Raw genomic sequence first — 16,187 nt, 5'->3', positions numbered from 1 at the left:
CCCGGCCGGCTTGCGCTCCCGGGGGTGACCCCGTCGGGTCCGTGGAACGGCGACCGGTCCGGACTGTTGCTATGACTGTGTTTGAGCCATTTCGTCCGGCTCCCATCCCCGAGGAGGCATCCTCATGGGTGCTGCAACAACCGACACCGACGTGGTGCACATTCTCTGGATCAACGCCGGCCTCAGCTGTGACGGCGACTCCGTCTCGCTGACCGCCGCGATGCAGCCCAGCATCGAGGAGATCGTCACCGGCGCGCTGCCCGGCCTGCCCAAGGTCGCCGTGCACTGGCCGCTGATCGACTTCGAGTGCGGCCCGGTCCAGGGCGCGGACAACTTCGTCGAGTGGTTCTTCAAGGCCGAGCGCGGCGAGATCGAGCCGTTCGTCCTCGTCGTCGAGGGGTCCATCCCCAACGAGAAGATCAAGAAGGAGGGCTACTGGTGCGGCTTCGGTGACGACCCCGCCACCGGCCAGCCCATCACCACCAGTGAGTGGCTGGACCGGCTCACCCCCAAGGCGACCGCCGTGGTCGCGATCGGCACCTGTGCCACGTACGGCGGCATCCACGCGATGGCCGGCAACCCGACCGGTGCGATGGGCGTGCCGGACTACCTGGGCTGGGACTGGAAGTCCAAGGCCGGGCTGCCGATCGTCTGCGTGCCGGGCTGCCCGATCCAGCCCGACAACTTCGCCGAGACGCTCACCTACCTGCTGTACCAGTTGGCCGGCTCGGCGCCGATGATCCCGCTGGACGACAAGCTGCGGCCGACCTGGCTGTTCGGCGCCACCGTCCACGAGGGCTGCGACCGCGGCGGCTACTACGAGCAGGGCCAGTTCGCCACCGACTACGGCACTCCCGAGTGCCTGGTGCGGCTCGGCTGCTGGGGCCCGGTCGTCAAGTGCAACGTCACAAAACGCGGCTGGACCAACGGCATCGGCGGCTGCCCGAACGTGGGCGGCATCTGCATCGCCTGCACCATGCCGGGCTTCCCGGACAAGTTCATGCCCTTCATGGACCCGCCGCCCGGCTCGCGCGTCTCCACCGGAGCCAGCAGCGCGTACGGCGCGGTGGTCCGCCGGCTGCGCGCGATCACGCTGAAGACCGTCGACAAGGAACCGAAGTGGCGCCACACCGGGCGCCACCTGACCACGGGTTACCGACCGCCCTGGTGACGCCGAAGGGCCGCACGCCCCCGTGGTGTGCGGCCCGTCGCCGACGCCTCCGCCCCCTGCAGAGAAGGACACGACAGACACGATGGCAACACCGACGACCAGGGCGGCCGGCGACGGCAGCGGCCTGACCGAGATGTCCTGGGACCCGATCACCCGGATCGTGGGCAGCCTCGGCATCCACACGAAGATCGACTTCAAGCAGAAGCGCGTCGCGGAGTGCTACAGCACCTCCTCGGTCTTCCGCGGCTACAGCGTCTTCATGCGCGGCAAGGACCCACGCGACGCGCACTTCATCACCAGCCGGATCTGCGGGATCTGCGGCGACAACCACGCCACCTGTTCGGTCTACACCCAGAACATGGCGTACGGGGTGAAGCCCCCGCACCTCGGCGAGTGGATCATCAACCTCGGCGAGGCCGCCGAGTACATGTTCGACCACAACATCTTCCAGGAGAACCTGGTCGGGGTCGACTACTGCGAGAAGATGGTCCGCGAGACCAACCCGGGCGTGCTGGAACTGGCCGAGCGCACCGAGGCGCCGCACGCGGGCGACCACGGGTACAAGACGATCGCCGACATCATGCGCTCGCTCAACCCGATCGAGGGCGAGTTCTACCGCGAGGCGCTGCAGGTCAGCCGGTACACCCGGGAGATGTTCTGCCTGATGGAGGGCCGCCACGTGCACCCCTCCACGCTCTACCCTGGCGGCGTCGGCACGGTCGCGACCGTGCAGCTGTTCACCGACTACCTCACCCGGCTGATGCGCTACGTCGAGTTCATGAAGAAGGTCGTGCCGCTGCACGACGACCTCTTCGACTTCTTCTACCAGGCGCTGCCCGGCTACGAGGAGGTCGGCCGGCGGCGGATCCTGCTCGGCTGCTGGGGCAGCCTCAACGACCCGGACCACTGCGACTTCACCTACCGCAACATGACGGACTGGGGACGCAGGATGTTCGTCACCCCCGGCATCGTCGTGGACGGCAAGCTCGTCACCAACGACCTGACGCAGATCAACCTCGGCATCCGGATCCTGCTCGGCAGCTCCTACTACGAGGACTGGCAGGGCAAGGAACTCTTCGTCACCCACGACCCGCTGGGCAACCCGGTCGACCCCCGGCACCCGTGGAACCAGCACACCATCCCGCAGCCGCAGAAGCGCAACTTCGACGACAAGTACAGCTGGGTGATGTCCCCGCGCTGGTTCGACGGCAAGGACCACCTCGCCCTGGACACTGGCGGCGGCCCGATCGCCCGGCTCTGGTCCACCGCGCTGTCCGGGCTGGTCGACATCGGCTACATCAAGGCCACCGGCCACAGCGTGCAGATCAACCTGCCCCGCTCGATGACCAAGCCCGAGGTCACCTTCGAGTGGAAGATCCCGCAGTGGAGCAACGCCCTCGAACGCAACCGGGCCCGCACCTACTTCCAGGCCTACGCGGCCGCCGCCGCCCTGCACTTCGCCGAGAAGGCGCTCGACGAGGTCCGGGCCGGGCGCAGCCAGACCTGGGAACGCTTCGAAGTGCCGGACGAGTCGATCGGCTGCGGATTCACCGAGGCCGTGCGCGGCGTGCTCTCGCACCACATGGTGATCCGCGACGGCAAGATCGCCAACTACCACCCGTACCCGCCCACCCCGTGGAACGCCAGCGTCCGCGACAGCTACGGCACGCCCGGCCCGTACGAGGACGCGGTGCAGAACACCCCGATCTTCGAGGAGAACTCCCCGGAGAACTTCAAGGGCATCGACATCATGCGCGCGGTGCGCAGCTTCGACCCCTGCCTGCCCTGCGGCGTGCACATGTACGTCGGCGGGCGCACCGTACAGACCATGCACGTGCCCACCGGCCTGAGCGGGCTCACCGCATGACGGCCGAACAGACCGGGCTGCGGATCCAGGAGGCCCTGGACGCCCTGACCGGCAGCGGAGCCGAGCAGGCGGGCGAGCAACTGGTCCGCGACCTGATGGACTTCTACGGCCAGGGGCTGGCCAGGATCGTCCCGGCGCTGCCCCCGCCCGCCCTGGAACGGATGCTCGACGACCCGGCGGTGGCCGGGCTGCTGCTCCTGCACGACCTGCACCCCGAGTCCGTCACCGCCCGGATCGACCGGGCGCTCGCGACCCTGCCCGAGCGGGTCGAGGTGCTCGGCTTCGACCCGGGCACCGGCGTCCTGCGGCTGCGCCGGACCGCCTCCGGCTGCGGCAGCGCGGAGGGCGACGTGGAGGCCGTCCTGGCCTGCCACGCCCCCGAGGTGACGGCCCTGGAGCTGGCCCGCGACCCGCAACTGCTGCAGATCGCCACCCGCCCGCCGCAGACCGCGGAGGCGCGATGAACACCCGCCGGATCTCCCGCGACGGAACCGCCCTGCTGCGCCGACTGCGCGAGCCGGCGCCGCCGCGCCCCGAGCAGTGCGGTTTCTGCGGCCGGGACCTGCCGGCCGGCCACCGCCACCTGGTGGACGTCGAGGAACGGGCGCTGGCGTGCACCTGCACCGCCTGCGGCCTGCTGTTCCAGCAGCCGGCCGCGGCCGGCGGGCGCTTCCGCACCGTACCGGACCGCTACCTCGCCGACCCGGACGGCGGGTTGGACGAGCGGGCCTGGTCGGTCCTGGGCATCCCGGTCGGCACGGCGTTCCTGTTCCGCAACGCCGTCCTGGACCAACTGCTCGCGTTCTACCCCGGCCCGGCCGGCGCCACCGAGAGCGAAGTGGACGAGGAAGCCTGGGAACGCGCCCTCGGCGGCAGCCGGCTGGCCGCCGCTCTGGAACCGGACGTCGAGGCGCTGCTGCTGCGCCGCACCGACCGGCGCGTCGAGTGCTTCCTGGTGCCGATCGACATCTGCTACGAGCTGGTCGGCCGGCTGCGGCGGTGCTGGCACGGCTTCGACGGCGGGGCCGAGGCGCGAGCCGAACTCGACGCGTTCTTCGAACGGTTGGCCGCCCGGGCCCGCCCGCTGCCCGCGACGGTGACGGCATGACGACGCTCGGCTTCTCATGCACCGGCGTGCGGTCCGACCCGTACGCGGCCGTGCCGACCCTGGTGTTCCGGCTGCGGATCACCGCGCCGGCCGACACCCGGGTGCACGCCCTGGTGCTCCGGTGCCAGCTGCGGATCGAACCCGGCCGCCGGTCGTACGCCGAGCCGGAGGGCGAGCGGCTGACCGACCTGTTCGGCGAGCGGCAGCGCTGGGCGAGCACGCTCCACCCGATCCAGTTCGCCACCGTGCCGCTGCTGGTGCCCGGCTTCACCGGCGAGACCGAGACCGACCTCGCCGTGCCGTGCAGCTACGACCTGGAGGTGGCCTCCGCCCGCTACTTCCGGGCGCTCGACGGCGGGGACGTACCCCTGCTGCTGCTCTTCTCCGGCACCGCCTTCGCCGGCCCCGGCGGCTTCCAGGTCACCCCGGTGCCCTGGGACAAGGAGGCCCAGGTGCGGATGCCGGTACGGGTCTGGCGGGAGGCGATCGACCAGCACTTCCCCGGCTGCGGCTGGCTGCGCCTGCCCGACGAGGTGATGGACGCGCTGCTGGCCTACCGCTCCCGGCAGGCCCTGCCCTCCTGGGAGGCGACCGTGCGTGAGCTGCTGACGGCCGCCGCGATCGAGGAGGTGGCCCGGTGAGCGCCTTCCCGGCCGGGATCGAACGCGGCTTCGCGGCCGCCCGGCAGATCGCCGACGCGGTGCTGCTGGAGGGCTACGTGCTCTACCCGTACCGCGCCTCGGCGGCGAAGAACCGGCTGCGCTGGCAGTTCGGCGTCCTGGTGCCGCCCGAGTACACCGCGCAGGGCGGCGAGCACTCGCACCAGCGCACCGAGTGCGTCATGGAGGCACGTCGGGAGGACCGGCTGGCCGTCGAACTGCGCTTCCTGCGGGTCCAGCGGCGCACCGTCGAACAGGCCACCGACTCCGGCGGCTTCGAGCCGGTGGAACGCCTGGAACTCGCCGACCGGGTGCTCGTGGAGTGGGACGAGGGCGTCGAGGAGCGGATCGAGCTCCTGCTCTCCGTCGACGAGTTGATCGGCGAGGGGGTGCAGCGGGCGTTCCGGCTGCCGGGCGTCGGCGAGACCGAGCTGCTCCGCGAGCACGGCACCGCCGTCGGACGGCTGGTGCGGCGCCGCGAACAGGTCGACGGCCTGGTGCGGTTGACCGTCGAGGAACTGCCCGGCCCGTACCGGGCGCAGCGGCTGAAGGCGGTGGTGGAGAACGTCTCCGCCTGGGTGCCGCCCCGGCGGGCGAGCCGTGAGGAGGCGCTGCCGCGCTCCCTGGTCTCCGCCCACCTGCTGCTGGGGCTGGAGCACGGCCGGTTCGTGTCGGCCACCGACCCGCCCGAGTGGGCCCGGTCGGCCGTCGAGGGCTGCCGCAGCCGGCACACCTGGCCCGTGCTGGCCGGACCGGACGGCGAACGCGGGGTGGTGCTGTCCTCGCCGATCATCCTGGAGGACCACCCGCGCGTCGCCCCGGAGAGCCTCGGCACCCTCTACGACGCGACCGAGATCGACGAGATCCTGGCGCTGCGGACGGCGGCCCTGACCGAGGAGGAGAAGCGGGAGGCCCGGGGCACCGACGAGCGGGCCGCGGCCGTGATCGACCTGGCGGACTCCATGCCACCGGAGGTGCTGGAGCGCCTGCACGGCGCCATCCGCGGGCTGCGCGACCTCACCGGCGCCGATGCCGACACGGAGCAGCCCTGGTGGGACCCGGGCAGTGATCCGGCGGTCGACCCCGAGCGGGACCGGGTGCTCGTCGACGGCCGGTCGGTCGGCGCGGGCAGCCGGGTCCTGCTGCGGCCCGGACGGCGGCGCACCGACGCCCAGGACCTCTTCCTCGACGGGCGCACCGGCGTGGTGGAGGCGGTGCTGCACGACGTCGACGGCTCGGTGCACCTGGCCGTCACGCTGGAGGACGACCCGGGCGCCGACCTGTGGCGGGCCCAGGGCCGGTTCCGCTACTTCCAGCCCGACGAGGTCACCCCGCTGGACGGCGCCGATCCGGACGGTGCCGTCCGGGACGGGGTGGGCGCATGAGCGGCGGGACGGTCCTGGTCGCCGGGGTGGGCAACATCTTCCTCGGTGACGACGGGTTCGGCGTGGAGACCGTCCGGCGGCTGGCCGCGCACCCGCTGCCGGACGGCGTCGAGACGGTCGACATCGGCGTGCGCGGCGTGGACCTGGCGTACCGGCTGCTCGACGGCTACCGGACCGCCGTCCTGGTGGACGCCACCTGCCGCGGCGGGGCGCCCGGGACGGTCTACCTCATCGAGGCGGCCGCCGAGCCGCTGGAGGCGCCGATCCTGGACGGACACCGGATGGGACCGGACGCGGTGCTGGCGCTGCTCGCCACGCTCGCCGCCGGCACCGGCGGCGAGCCGCCCGGGCGGGTGCTGGTGGTCGGCTGCGAGCCGGAGTCACTGGAGGAGGGCATCGGGCTCAGCGCCCCCGTCGCCGCCGCCGTCGAGGAAGCGGTCCAGGTGGTCCTGCGGGTCCTGGACGAGGCCACACAGTCGGAGAGGGAGACAACACCATGCTGAGGAAACTGTTCTGCACGGCCCTGCTGGCGGGGCTCGGCGCACTGGTCTGGCAGAGCCTGCCGGACCTCAAGCGGTACCTGCGGATCTCACGGATGTGAGCCGCGAATTGCTGCGAACGGTGCAGCCCCGGGCGCGGTGGCGGCGCGGCTTCGAGCCGTCGCCGCCATCGCGCCTTGTAATGGGGCGCGCCTTGTCGGGAGGCCCGCCTGGTCGTGGGCCCGCCTGGTGGTGGGCGCGCCGACCGCCCGCCGTGGGAAGGGACCGATGCACGAGATGTCGATCGCCGCCGCCGTCGTCGAACAGGTCGACGCGGCCGCGCGTGACCACGGGGCCGCCGGGGTGGCCCGGGTGCGGCTGCAGGTGGGCGAGCTGGCGGGAGTCGTCCCCCAGGCCCTCGACTTCTGCTTCGAACTGGCCTGCGCCGGAACGCTGGTGGAGGGCGCGGTGCTGCACACCGAGCCGGTCGCGGCGCGGGCCCGGTGCGTGCCCTGCGACACCGAGTGGGCCGTCGGCATGCCGCCGGACCTCGGCTGCCCCAGCTGCTCCGGCGGCGGCGTCGAGCTGCTGTCCGGGCGCGAGCTCCAGATCCTCGACGTCGAGTGGGCCGAGCGCCCGGACGTCCCGGCCGAACAGAAAGGCTGATGCCGATGTGCCGCACGGTCGACCTCCGCCAGGCGGTCCTCGCCCGCAACGACGACAGCGCCCGCGAGCTGCGGGCGGCGCTGGCCGCCCGGGGGACGGTCGCGGTGAACCTGCTCTCCAGCCCCGGCAGCGGCAAGACCGCCCTGCTGGAAGCCGAGTTGGGGCTGGCCCGGCGGCGCGGGGTGCCGGTCGCCGCGCTGACCGCCGACCTCGCCACCGAGAACGACGCGCTACGGTTGGCCCGCTCGGGCGCGCCGGTCAAGCAGGTGCTCACCGACGGGCTCTGCCACCTCGAGGCACGGATGCTCGCCGGACACCTGGACGGCTGGCTGCCGCAGGACTGCCGGCTGCTCTTCGTGGAGAACGTCGGCAACCTGGTCTGCCCGGCCTCGTACGACCTCGGGGAGTCGCTGCGGGTGGTGCTCGCCTCGGTGACCGAGGGCGAGGACAAGCCGCTCAAGTACCCGACCGCCTTCGGGCTGGCCAACCTGGTGCTGGTGACCAAGACCGACCTCGCCGTGGCGGCCGATTTCGACGAGGCCACGTTCACGGCGAACATCCGCCGGGTCAACCCCGGGGTGGAGGTGGTGCACACCTCGGCCCGCACCGGGCAGGGCGTCGGGGCGCTGCTGGAGCGGGCACTGGCCGTCCTGGACGGCGCCGAGCCGCACCGGCCGGTGATGGCTGCCACCCCCCATGAGCACGGGCACGAGCACAGGCCTGAGCACGAGCACGAGCACGGGCACCGACACGAGCACGGGCACGAGAACAGGCACGAGCACGAGAACGGGCACGAGAACGCGGTGGTCGGGGAGGCCCCGTGACGGTCGGTCCCCGCGCACTCGACCGCGAGCGGCGGCAGGTCACCGTCCGCGGCCTCGTCCAGGGGGTCGGCTTCCGGCCCTTCGTCTTCACCCTGGCCGGTGAACTCGGCCTGGCCGGCAGCGTCACCAACACCGGCGAAGGCGTCCTGGCCGAGGTCGAGGGCAGCCCCGAGGCGGTGGAGGCGTTCTGCCGGCGAGTGGCCGGCGACGCGCCGCCGCTCGCGCACGTCGCCTCCGTCGAACACGCGCCGCTCACCGCCACCGGCGCGACGGGCTTCGCCATCACCCCGTCCCGGACCGACGGGCCCCGGGCCACCCTGATCCCGCCCGACGTCGCCGTCTGCGCCGACTGCCTCGCCGAACTCGCCGACCCGGCCGACCGCCGCCACCGGCACCCCTTCATCAGCTGCACCAACTGCGGCCCCCGGCACACCATCGTCACCGGCCTGCCCTACGACCGCGCCAACACCACCATGGCCGGCTTCCCGATGTGCGCGGACTGCGCCCGGGAGTACACCGACCCGGCCGACCGCCGCTTCCACGCACAGCCGGTCGCCTGCCACGCCTGCGGGCCGCGGCTCGCGCTGACCGTGCCCGGGCACGCCGACCTCGCCGGGGAGGACGCGCTCACCGAGGCCCGCCGGCTGCTGGCCACCGGGACGGTCCTCGCCGTCAAGGGCATCGGCGGCTACCACCTGGCCTGCGACGCGCGCGACGCCGGCACCGTCGCCCTGCTGCGCCGCCGCAAGCGGCGCGGCGACAAGCCCTTCGCGCTGATGGCCCGTGACCTCGCCACCGTCGAGGGCCTGCTGCCGCTCGGCCCGGTCGAGCGGGAACTGCTCACCGGACCGGTACGGCCGATCGTCCTGCTGCGCCGCACCGGAGCGCCGTCGCCCGAGTTCGAGGCGGTGGCCCCACGCAGCCCCGACCTCGGGGTGATGCTGCCCTACACGCCGCTGCACCATCTGCTGCTCGCCGCACCGGGGCCGGACCTGCTGGTGATGACCAGCGCCAACCTCTCCGGCGAGCCGATCGTCACCGACGACCGGGAGGCCCTGGAGAAGCTCGCCCCGCTGGTCGACGGTTGGCTCACCCACGACCGGCCGATCCACGTCCCGTGCGAGGACTCGGTGGTGCGGGTGGTGGACGGCGAACAGCTGCCGCTGCGCCGCTCACGCGGATACGCGCCGCTGCCGCTGCCCCTGCCGGTGCCCGTCCGCCCGGCGCTCGCGGTCGGCGGCGACCTGAAGAACGCCTTCGCGCTGGCCCGCGAGGGCTACGCCTGGCTGTCCGGCCACATCGGGGACATGGACGACCTTGCCACGCTGCGCGCCTTCGACCGCGCGGTCGACCAGCTCGGCACGGTCACCGGGGTGCGCCCCGAACTGCTGGTCACCGACCGGCACCCCGGCTACCGCTCGGTCCGGCACGCCGAGCGGACCGCCGCCGGCCGCCCGGTGCGCCAGGTGCAGCACCACCACGCGCACATCGCCGCCGTGATGGCCGAGCACGGCCTGGACGGCAGCCGGCCGGTGCTCGGCCTGGCCTTCGACGGCACCGGCTACGGCGAGGACGGCGCGATCTGGGGCGGCGAAGTACTGCTGGCCGACTACGACGGGTTCCGCCGCCTCGCCCACCTCGGCTATGTGCCGCTGCCCGGCGGGGACACGGCGGTCGAACGCCCGTACCGGACCGCGCTGGCGCACCTGCGCGCCGCCGGGCTGCCCTGGACCGCCGGGCTGCCGCCGGTCGCGGCCTGCCCGGCGGAGGAACTTCGGCTGCTGGAGCGGCAGTTGGAGCGCGGCCTGAACTGCGTGCCGACCTCCAGCATGGGCCGGCTCTTCGACGCGGTCTCCTCGCTCGCCGGGATCTGCCAGCGGGCCGGGTACGAGGCCCAGGCGGCGATCGAACTGGAGGCGGCCGCCGCCGAGTTCGGTGCGGTGGCGGGCTACGGATTCGGGCTGCCCGCCCGGGCGGACGGCTGGCTCGCCGACCCCGGGCCGGTGCTGGCCGCGGTGGTGGCGGACGTGGCCGCGGGCGCGCCCGTCGGGTTGGTCGCCGCACGCTTCCACGCCGCGGTGGCCGACCTGGTCCGCCGGGTGTGCGCGGCCGTCCGGGAGCGGTACGGCACGACCACGGTGGCGCTCAGCGGCGGCGTCTTCGCCAACGCCCTGCTCTCCTCGGCCTGCGCGCGCGGCCTCGGGGAGGACGGCTTCACCGTGCTGCGGCACCGCCGGGTGCCGCCCAACGACGGAGGGCTGGCGCTCGGCCAGCTGATGGTGGCCGCCCGCTCGGCGGCCACCCGGGAGGAGTGAGAGCGGATGTGCCTGGCGGTACCCGGCAGGGTGACGGAGATCGGGGAGCGGGACGGGACCCGGATGGCGGTCATGGACTTCGGGGGGGTGATCAAGGACGTGTGTCTGGAGTACCTGCCCGACCTCGCGGTGGGCGACTACGCGATCGTCCACGTGGGCTTCGCGCTGCAGCGACTGGACGAGGAGTCGGCCCGGCGCACCCTCGCCCTGTTCGAGGAACTCGGGCTGCTGCAGGAGGAGTTCGGCGACCCGTGGGAGGCGGCGGGCGAGTTCGCCGCGGGGGCGTTCGCAGCGGTGCCGGAGCAGGACGCGGCGGCGGAGCAGGACGCTGTGCCGGAGCAGGACGCGGTGGCGGGGCAGGACGCGGTGGCGGGGCAGGACGCGGCGCGAGCGGCTGAGGAGGCCGGACGGTGAAGTACCTGGAGGAGTTCCGCAACCCGGAGCTGGCCGAGGGCCTGCTCGCGGACATCAGGGCCACGGTCACCCGGCCGTGGGCGCTGATGGAGGTGTGCGGCGGTCAGACGCACAGCATCATCCGGCACGCCATCGACCAACTCCTGCCGGAGGAAGTCGAGTTGATTCACGGGCCGGGGTGCCCGGTGTGCGTCACCCCGCTGGAGATGATCGACCGTGCGCTGGCGATCGCCGCCCGGCCCGAGGTGATCTTCTGCTCCTTCGGGGACATGCTGCGGGTGCCCGGCACCGACCGCGACCTGTTCCGGGTCCGCGGCGAGGGCGGCGACGTCCGGGTGGTCTACTCGCCGCTCGACGCGCTGCGGATCGCGCGGGAGAACCCGGACCGGGAGGTCGTCTTCTTCGGCATCGGCTTCGAGACCACCGCGCCGCCGAACGCGATGGCCGTCCACCTGGCCAGGAAGCAGGGCCTGCGGAACTTCAGCATGCTGGTCTCGCACGTCCGGGTGCCCCCGGCGATCGACGCGATCATGGCGTCGCCGGACTGCCGGGTCCAGGGCTTCCTCGCCGCCGGTCACGTGTGCAGCGTGATGGGCACCGACGAGTACCCGGCGCTCGCCGACCGCCACCGGGTGCCGATCGTGGTCACCGGCTTCGAACCGCTCGACATCCTGGAGGGAATCCGGCGCACCGTACGGCAGTTGGAGCGCGGGGAGCACACCGTCGACAATGCCTACCCGCGGGCCGTCCGGCCGGAGGGCAACCCGGCGGCGCGCGCCATGCTGGAGGACGTCTTCGAAGTGGCCGACCGCCCCTGGCGCGGCATCGGCGTGATCCCGCAGAGCGGCTGGCGGCTCGCGCCGCACTACCGGGACCACGACGCCGAACACCGCTTCGACGTCGCGGGGATCACCACATGTGAACCCGCCGCCTGCCGCAGCGGCGAGGTGCTGCAGGGACTGCTGAAGCCCCACCAGTGCGAGGCCTTCGGCACGGTCTGCACCCCGCGCACCCCCCTCGGCGCCACCATGGTCTCCAGCGAGGGCGCCTGCGCCGCGTACTACCTCTACCGGCGGCTGAGCGCGCCGGTCGCTGCTCAGGAGGCGAGCCCCGTTGGCTGACACCGAAATCCTCACCGGGGCCGCGGCCCCCGACGCCCCGCCCGCGCCCGACTTCGCCGGCTGGAGCTGCCCGCTGCCGCTGCGCGACCACCCCCGGGTGGTGATGGGGCACGGCGGCGGCGGGGCGATGTCCACCGAACTGGTGGAGAACCTTTTCGCGCCGGCGTTCGGCGGCCCGGCCCTCGCCGGGCTCGGCGACTCGGCCGTCCTGGAGCTCGGCGGGGCCCGGCTGGCCTTCTCCACCGACTCCTACGTCGTCCGGCCGCTGTTCTTCCCGGGCGGCAGCATCGGCGACCTCGCCGTCAACGGCACGGTCAACGACCTCGCGATGAGCGGGGCCCGGGCGGCGTACCTGTCCTGCGGGTTCATCCTGGAGGAAGGGGTGGAGATGTCCGTGGTCGACCGGGTGGCCCGGGCGCTCGGCACCGCCGCCCGGACCGCCGGGGTCGAGGTGGCCACCGGGGACACCAAGGTGGTCGAGGCCGGGCACGGCGACGGCATCTACCTGAACACCGCCGGCATCGGCCTGGTGCCCGCCGGGGTCGACATCCGGCCGCAGCGGGCCGTCCCCGGCGACGTGGTGATCGTCAGCGGGCCGATCGGGTTGCACGGGGTCGCGATCATGAGCGTCCGGGAGGGCCTGGAGTTCGGGGTCGAGGTGCGCAGCGACTGCGCGGCGCTCGGCGGCCTGGTCGAGGCGATGCTCGCCGTCACCCCCGACCTGCACGTGCTGCGCGACCCCACCCGCGGCGGGCTGGCGGCGGCGCTCAACGAGATCGCGGCCGCCGCCGGAGTGGGCGTGACCATCAGCGAGCGGGCCGTCCCCGTCCCCGACGCGGTCGCCAACGCCTGCGCACTGCTGGGCCTGGACCCGATGTACGTCGCCAACGAGGGCAAGCTCGTCGCCTTCGTGCCGCGCCGGGAGGCGGACGCGGTCCTCGCCGCCATGCGCGCCCACCCGCTCGGCGCGGAGGCGGTGGTGATCGGCGAGTGCGTCGGGGAGCACCCCGGCATGGTCGTCGCCCGGACCGGTTTCGGCGGCACCAGGGTGGTGGACCTGCCGATGGGCGAACAGCTGCCGCGGATCTGCTGACGCCACGTCAGTCCTGGCGCCGTGCGCGTCCTGACGCCGTGTGAGCCCTGCCGCCCCGGGAGACCGCTCCCGGGGCGGCGGTGCGTTCCGGGGTGCGTCGCTCGTCCGAAGGGGGTGATTCGGTGGGCGAACGAGTGTACGGCGCTCGCGCCCGACGATCGTCCGGGTTCCGGCCTCCACACACTGTGACCACTCTGTGTGCTCGTTCGAAAGGAACCGCCGGTGGAACCCGTAAGACCCCGACCACGACCGGACCTGTTCAGACGGTCGCTCGGCGCGGCCCTGGCGCTGTCCCTGGCCGCCGGTCCGGCCCTGGTGTCGGCGCACGCGTGGGCGGCCGAGAGCCCGTCGGCACCCTCGGTCCAGGACGGCAGCGACCAGCCGCCGGACCGTTCGCCACGCACCGTCCCGACGAGCCCCAGGAGGGTGCGGCCGGCGGTCAGGACGCCGGGCGTGTACGTCGTCGACGCGGACGCGGCCGTCGGCGCCACCACGTTCGGCGAGGCCTCCGTCGCGATGAACCCCGCCAACCCCCAGCAGGTCGCCATCACCCGCTTCACCTTCCCCTGGAACGGCAACGCCGACCTGCTGTACTCGGCGGACGGCGGGATCACCTGGAAGGACGAGGCCACCATCCCGCCGCCCCCGGGCGTGGCGAACACCTCGGGCGGCCCGAACGACCAGACGATCGACTTCGGCCGCAACGGCACCCTCTACGCCACCTTCCTGACCGGCGGGAACCAGATCGTCACCGGCTCGACCACCGACCCGACCAAACTGGCGTCGTGGAGCTGGAACAACCCGACGCCCACCACCACCCAGATCACCAGCGCCACCGGCACCAACGCCGACCAGCCCTGGCTGATCGTCAACCGCGACACCGGCACGGCGAGCCAGGACAACGTCTACGTCGCCTACCAGGACTTCCGCGGCGGCGTCCCGCACGACCGCGTGAACGTCTCCCACAACGCCAACAACACGCCGCCAGTCAACTTCGACCGGGACAACGTGGCCGGCACCGGCGCGCTCAGCGGCGGCGTCATCAACGGCGGGCTCCGGCTGGCCGCCGACCGGCGCAACGGCACCATGTACGCCCTCTACCAGCAGGGCGGCGGGACCACCCAGCCGGAGAACGTCACCCTGATGCTCAACCGGTCCACCGACGCCGGACAGAACTGGACGCTGGGCGGGAGCACGGACGGCATCGCCGTCTCCACGGACAACACCCGCCAGGGCAACGCCGGTTACAAGTTCGGCGGGGTCAACTCCCTCCAGGGCGGCGTCGACCACGTCGCCGTCGACCCGACCAACGGCGACGTCTACGTGGCCTACGGCGCGGACGTCTCCGGCAACAACCAGATCCGGATCCGCCGGCTCACGGACAACGGCACGGGCGGCATGAACGTCGGCGGCGCCGTCAACGTCTCCGCCTCGACCAACGCGGCGCTGCCCTCCGTGGCGGTCCTCAACGACGGGACGGTCGGGGTCCTCTACCTGACCAACGACGGCACCAACGCCGGCGGCTTCCCCGAGTTCACCGCCCACCTCGCCCGCAGCACCGACCACGGCGCGACCTTCACCGACACCGTCCTGCAGTCGTACACCACCAAGGTCGGCACCGCGAGCAACCCCAACGAGCGGCTCTTCGGCGACTACCAGCAGCTCAAGGCCGTCGGGAACACCTTCTACGGGGCGTTCATCGGCAACCTCAACGGCCTCGGCCAGACCACCGCGCAGCCGACCGACACGATCTTCTTCAGCGTCCCGCAGTTCACCAAGTCGACGCTGTCCTCCTCGTCCAACCCCTCGCTGTACGGCCAGCCGGTGCACTTCACCGCGACCGTCGTGCCCGTACCGGACGGCGGCACGGTCACCTTCGCGGTGGACGGCACCCAGCTCGGCAGCCCGGTTCCCGTCGACACCACGACCGGCACGGCGACCTCCGACGACATCGCCTCCCTCAGCCCCGGCCCGCACAACGTGGACGCCACCTACAGCGGCGACCCGAACTTCGTGGGCGACACGGCGATGACCCTCGTCCAGAACGTCGAGAAGGCACCGGTCGACACGACCCTCACGCCATCGGCGAACCCGTCGCCCTTCGGTCACGCGGTGACCTTCACCGACACCGTGTGTCCGGCGTTCCCCAGCACCAACCCGAGCCTGCCGCCCACCGGGACCGTCACCTTCCGGGACGGCACGACCCTGCTCGGCACCGGCACGCTGACCCCCGGCGGCGGCACCAACTGCGGCCGCACCCAGGTGAGTTTCGCGAACCTGCTGCCGGGCACCCACACCATCACCGCCCAGTACAGCGGCGACGGGAACTACCTGGCGGGCAGCCTGGAGTCGATCACTCAGACGGTGAGCTGCACCAGGACCATCACCGGGACCGTCGGCGACGTGGTCGCGACCGGTGACAGCACCTGCGTCGTCGGCGCCACCGTCAACGGCACCGTCCACAACCCGGGCGGCGGCGCGCTGTTCATCAGCGGCTCCACCGTCCACGGGGCCGTCCTGTCCTCCAACGGCACGCTCTTCGCCCTGTGTGGAAGTACGGTCGGCATCACGACCAGCGTCTACAGCTCGACCGGCTTCGTGCTCGTCGGCGACCCCGGTGACGACGGCTGCGCCGGCAACCGGCTCAACGGCTCCCTGCTGCTCGGCAGCAACCACGGCGGCCTGGAGGTCATCGCCAACCAGGTGACCGGATCGGTCCAGGTCCAGGGCACGACCGGCACCGGTCCGTTCCCCGAGGACACCCGCGCGGAGATCGAGAGCAACACCATCGGCGGGATGCTCTCCTGCGCCGGCAACACCCCGCCGCCCACCAACGACGGACACCCGAACACGGTGACCGGGCCGAGGCTCGGGCAGTGCTCCAACCTGTAGTCCTGTTCCCGCAGACCGAGTGATCGCGAAGGGGCCCGCCCGTGCGGGCCCCTTCCGCTTGATCCGGATACGCTGGGCAGTAGAGGCCCCGGGCCCGTCCGACCGCCCCGGGCAGATCAGCGCGGCATGGTGCGGAGGTGCGTGGTGCCGGAGGGTAACGGGCCGCGACGGCGCGAGTGTTGCGGAGCACACG

15 protein-coding genes are annotated in these 16,187 nt (G+C 72.8%); all 15 read left to right on the top strand.

Translation table 11 applies throughout. The features are described from left to right. Window positions 1-124: 124 nt before the first annotated feature. The 15 genes from ACZ52J_RS16790 (at window position 125) to ACZ52J_RS16720 (ending at window position 15,994) form a co-directional block, all read left to right on the top strand. Window positions 125-1,171: an NADH-quinone oxidoreductase subunit B family protein gene (locus ACZ52J_RS16790; RefSeq protein ID WP_465619502.1), complete on the top strand. Its 1,047-nt coding sequence runs from the start codon at window positions 125-127 to the stop codon at window positions 1,169-1,171. 82 nt (window positions 1,172-1,253) lie between these two features. Then, window positions 1,254-3,038, top strand: coding sequence for a nickel-dependent hydrogenase large subunit (locus ACZ52J_RS16785; RefSeq protein WP_360491030.1), 1,785 nt, complete (start codon window positions 1,254-1,256; stop codon window positions 3,036-3,038). Continuing rightward, complete coding sequence (locus ACZ52J_RS16780) at window positions 3,035-3,502, top strand: thioredoxin (RefSeq protein WP_465619500.1); 468 nt, start codon at window positions 3,035-3,037, stop codon at window positions 3,500-3,502. Before ACZ52J_RS16785 ends, ACZ52J_RS16780 begins: the two co-directional genes overlap by 4 nt. Then, the gene (locus ACZ52J_RS16775) at window positions 3,499-4,146 is read left to right on the top strand and encodes a DUF5947 family protein (protein WP_360491024.1); all 648 of its coding nucleotides are present in this window, start codon (window positions 3,499-3,501) and stop codon (window positions 4,144-4,146) included. The genes ACZ52J_RS16780 and ACZ52J_RS16775 overlap by 4 nt, the downstream gene beginning before the upstream one ends. Further along, the gene (locus ACZ52J_RS16770; RefSeq protein ID WP_360491021.1) at window positions 4,143-4,787 is read left to right on the top strand and encodes a DUF6084 family protein; all 645 of its coding nucleotides are present in this window, start codon (window positions 4,143-4,145) and stop codon (window positions 4,785-4,787) included. The genes ACZ52J_RS16775 and ACZ52J_RS16770 overlap by 4 nt, the downstream gene beginning before the upstream one ends. Next, window positions 4,784-6,190: a hypothetical protein gene (locus tag ACZ52J_RS16765; RefSeq protein ID WP_465619497.1), complete on the top strand. Its 1,407-nt coding sequence runs from the start codon at window positions 4,784-4,786 to the stop codon at window positions 6,188-6,190. The genes ACZ52J_RS16770 and ACZ52J_RS16765 overlap by 4 nt, the downstream gene beginning before the upstream one ends. Beyond that, window positions 6,187-6,693 (top strand): hydrogenase maturation protease, encoded by a 507-nt coding sequence (locus tag ACZ52J_RS16760; protein WP_465619495.1) that lies wholly within the window; start codon window positions 6,187-6,189, stop codon window positions 6,691-6,693. The genes ACZ52J_RS16765 and ACZ52J_RS16760 overlap by 4 nt, the downstream gene beginning before the upstream one ends. Next, the gene (locus ACZ52J_RS16755) at window positions 6,687-6,791 is read left to right on the top strand and encodes a DUF6893 family small protein (protein ID WP_396287881.1); all 105 of its coding nucleotides are present in this window, start codon (window positions 6,687-6,689) and stop codon (window positions 6,789-6,791) included. Before ACZ52J_RS16760 ends, ACZ52J_RS16755 begins: the two co-directional genes overlap by 7 nt. 166 nt (window positions 6,792-6,957) lie before the next feature. Continuing rightward, window positions 6,958-7,335 carry a hydrogenase maturation nickel metallochaperone HypA gene (gene hypA, locus ACZ52J_RS16750; protein WP_360491012.1) on the top strand — a complete coding sequence of 126 codons (378 nt, stop codon included), beginning with the start codon at window positions 6,958-6,960 and terminating at the stop codon, window positions 7,333-7,335. A gap of 5 nt (window positions 7,336-7,340) precedes the next feature. Continuing rightward, window positions 7,341-8,159, top strand: coding sequence for a hydrogenase nickel incorporation protein HypB (gene hypB / locus ACZ52J_RS16745; RefSeq protein ID WP_465619493.1), 819 nt, complete (start codon window positions 7,341-7,343; stop codon window positions 8,157-8,159). Next, on the top strand, window positions 8,156-10,474 hold the full coding sequence (hypF, locus tag ACZ52J_RS16740) for a carbamoyltransferase HypF (RefSeq protein WP_465619491.1): 2,319 nt from the start codon (window positions 8,156-8,158) through the stop codon (window positions 10,472-10,474). Before hypB ends, hypF begins: the two co-directional genes overlap by 4 nt. Before the next feature lie 6 nt (window positions 10,475-10,480). Then, the gene (locus tag ACZ52J_RS16735; protein WP_465619489.1) at window positions 10,481-10,888 is read left to right on the top strand and encodes a HypC/HybG/HupF family hydrogenase formation chaperone; all 408 of its coding nucleotides are present in this window, start codon (window positions 10,481-10,483) and stop codon (window positions 10,886-10,888) included. Next, window positions 10,885-12,009, top strand: a complete 1,125-nt coding sequence (hypD, locus tag ACZ52J_RS16730) for a hydrogenase formation protein HypD (RefSeq protein WP_465619487.1) — start codon at window positions 10,885-10,887, stop codon at window positions 12,007-12,009. The genes ACZ52J_RS16735 and hypD overlap by 4 nt, the downstream gene beginning before the upstream one ends. Window positions 12,010-12,112: 103 nt before the next feature. Next, entirely contained in the window at window positions 12,113-13,102 is a 990-nt protein-coding gene (hypE, locus tag ACZ52J_RS16725) for a hydrogenase expression/formation protein HypE (RefSeq protein ID WP_465619665.1), read from the top strand. Window positions 13,103-13,324: 222 nt separating this feature from the next. After that, a complete protein-coding gene (locus ACZ52J_RS16720) occupies window positions 13,325-15,994 on the top strand; it encodes an Ig-like domain repeat protein (RefSeq protein ID WP_465619485.1) in 2,670 nt (889 codons plus the stop codon). Window positions 15,995-16,187 lie beyond the last annotated feature (193 nt).

Source organism: Kitasatospora sp. NPDC034035 (genome assembly GCF_055575755.1).
This window is presented reverse-complemented; position numbering and strand designations above follow the sequence as displayed.

What these genes read in the sequence shown, in the direction of transcription:
- ACZ52J_RS16790 (WP_465619502.1), top strand. Translation starts at nt 125, where the DNA reads ATGGGTGCTGCAACAACCGACACCGACGTGGTGCACATTCTCTGGATC.
- ACZ52J_RS16785 (WP_360491030.1), top strand. Translation starts at nt 1,254, where the DNA reads ATGGCAACACCGACGACCAGGGCGGCCGGCGACGGCAGCGGCCTGACC.
- ACZ52J_RS16780 (WP_465619500.1), top strand. Translation starts at nt 3,035, where the DNA reads ATGACGGCCGAACAGACCGGGCTGCGGATCCAGGAGGCCCTGGACGCC.
- ACZ52J_RS16775 (WP_360491024.1), top strand. Translation starts at nt 3,499, where the DNA reads ATGAACACCCGCCGGATCTCCCGCGACGGAACCGCCCTGCTGCGCCGA.
- ACZ52J_RS16770 (WP_360491021.1), top strand. Translation starts at nt 4,143, where the DNA reads ATGACGACGCTCGGCTTCTCATGCACCGGCGTGCGGTCCGACCCGTAC.
- ACZ52J_RS16760 (WP_465619495.1), top strand. Translation starts at nt 6,187, where the DNA reads ATGAGCGGCGGGACGGTCCTGGTCGCCGGGGTGGGCAACATCTTCCTC.
- ACZ52J_RS16755 (WP_396287881.1), top strand. Translation starts at nt 6,687, where the DNA reads ATGCTGAGGAAACTGTTCTGCACGGCCCTGCTGGCGGGGCTCGGCGCA.
- hypA (WP_360491012.1), top strand. Translation starts at nt 6,958, where the DNA reads ATGCACGAGATGTCGATCGCCGCCGCCGTCGTCGAACAGGTCGACGCG.
- hypB (WP_465619493.1), top strand. Translation starts at nt 7,341, where the DNA reads ATGTGCCGCACGGTCGACCTCCGCCAGGCGGTCCTCGCCCGCAACGAC.
- ACZ52J_RS16735 (WP_465619489.1), top strand. Translation starts at nt 10,481, where the DNA reads ATGTGCCTGGCGGTACCCGGCAGGGTGACGGAGATCGGGGAGCGGGAC.
- hypE (WP_465619665.1), top strand. Translation starts at nt 12,113, where the DNA reads ATGGGGCACGGCGGCGGCGGGGCGATGTCCACCGAACTGGTGGAGAAC.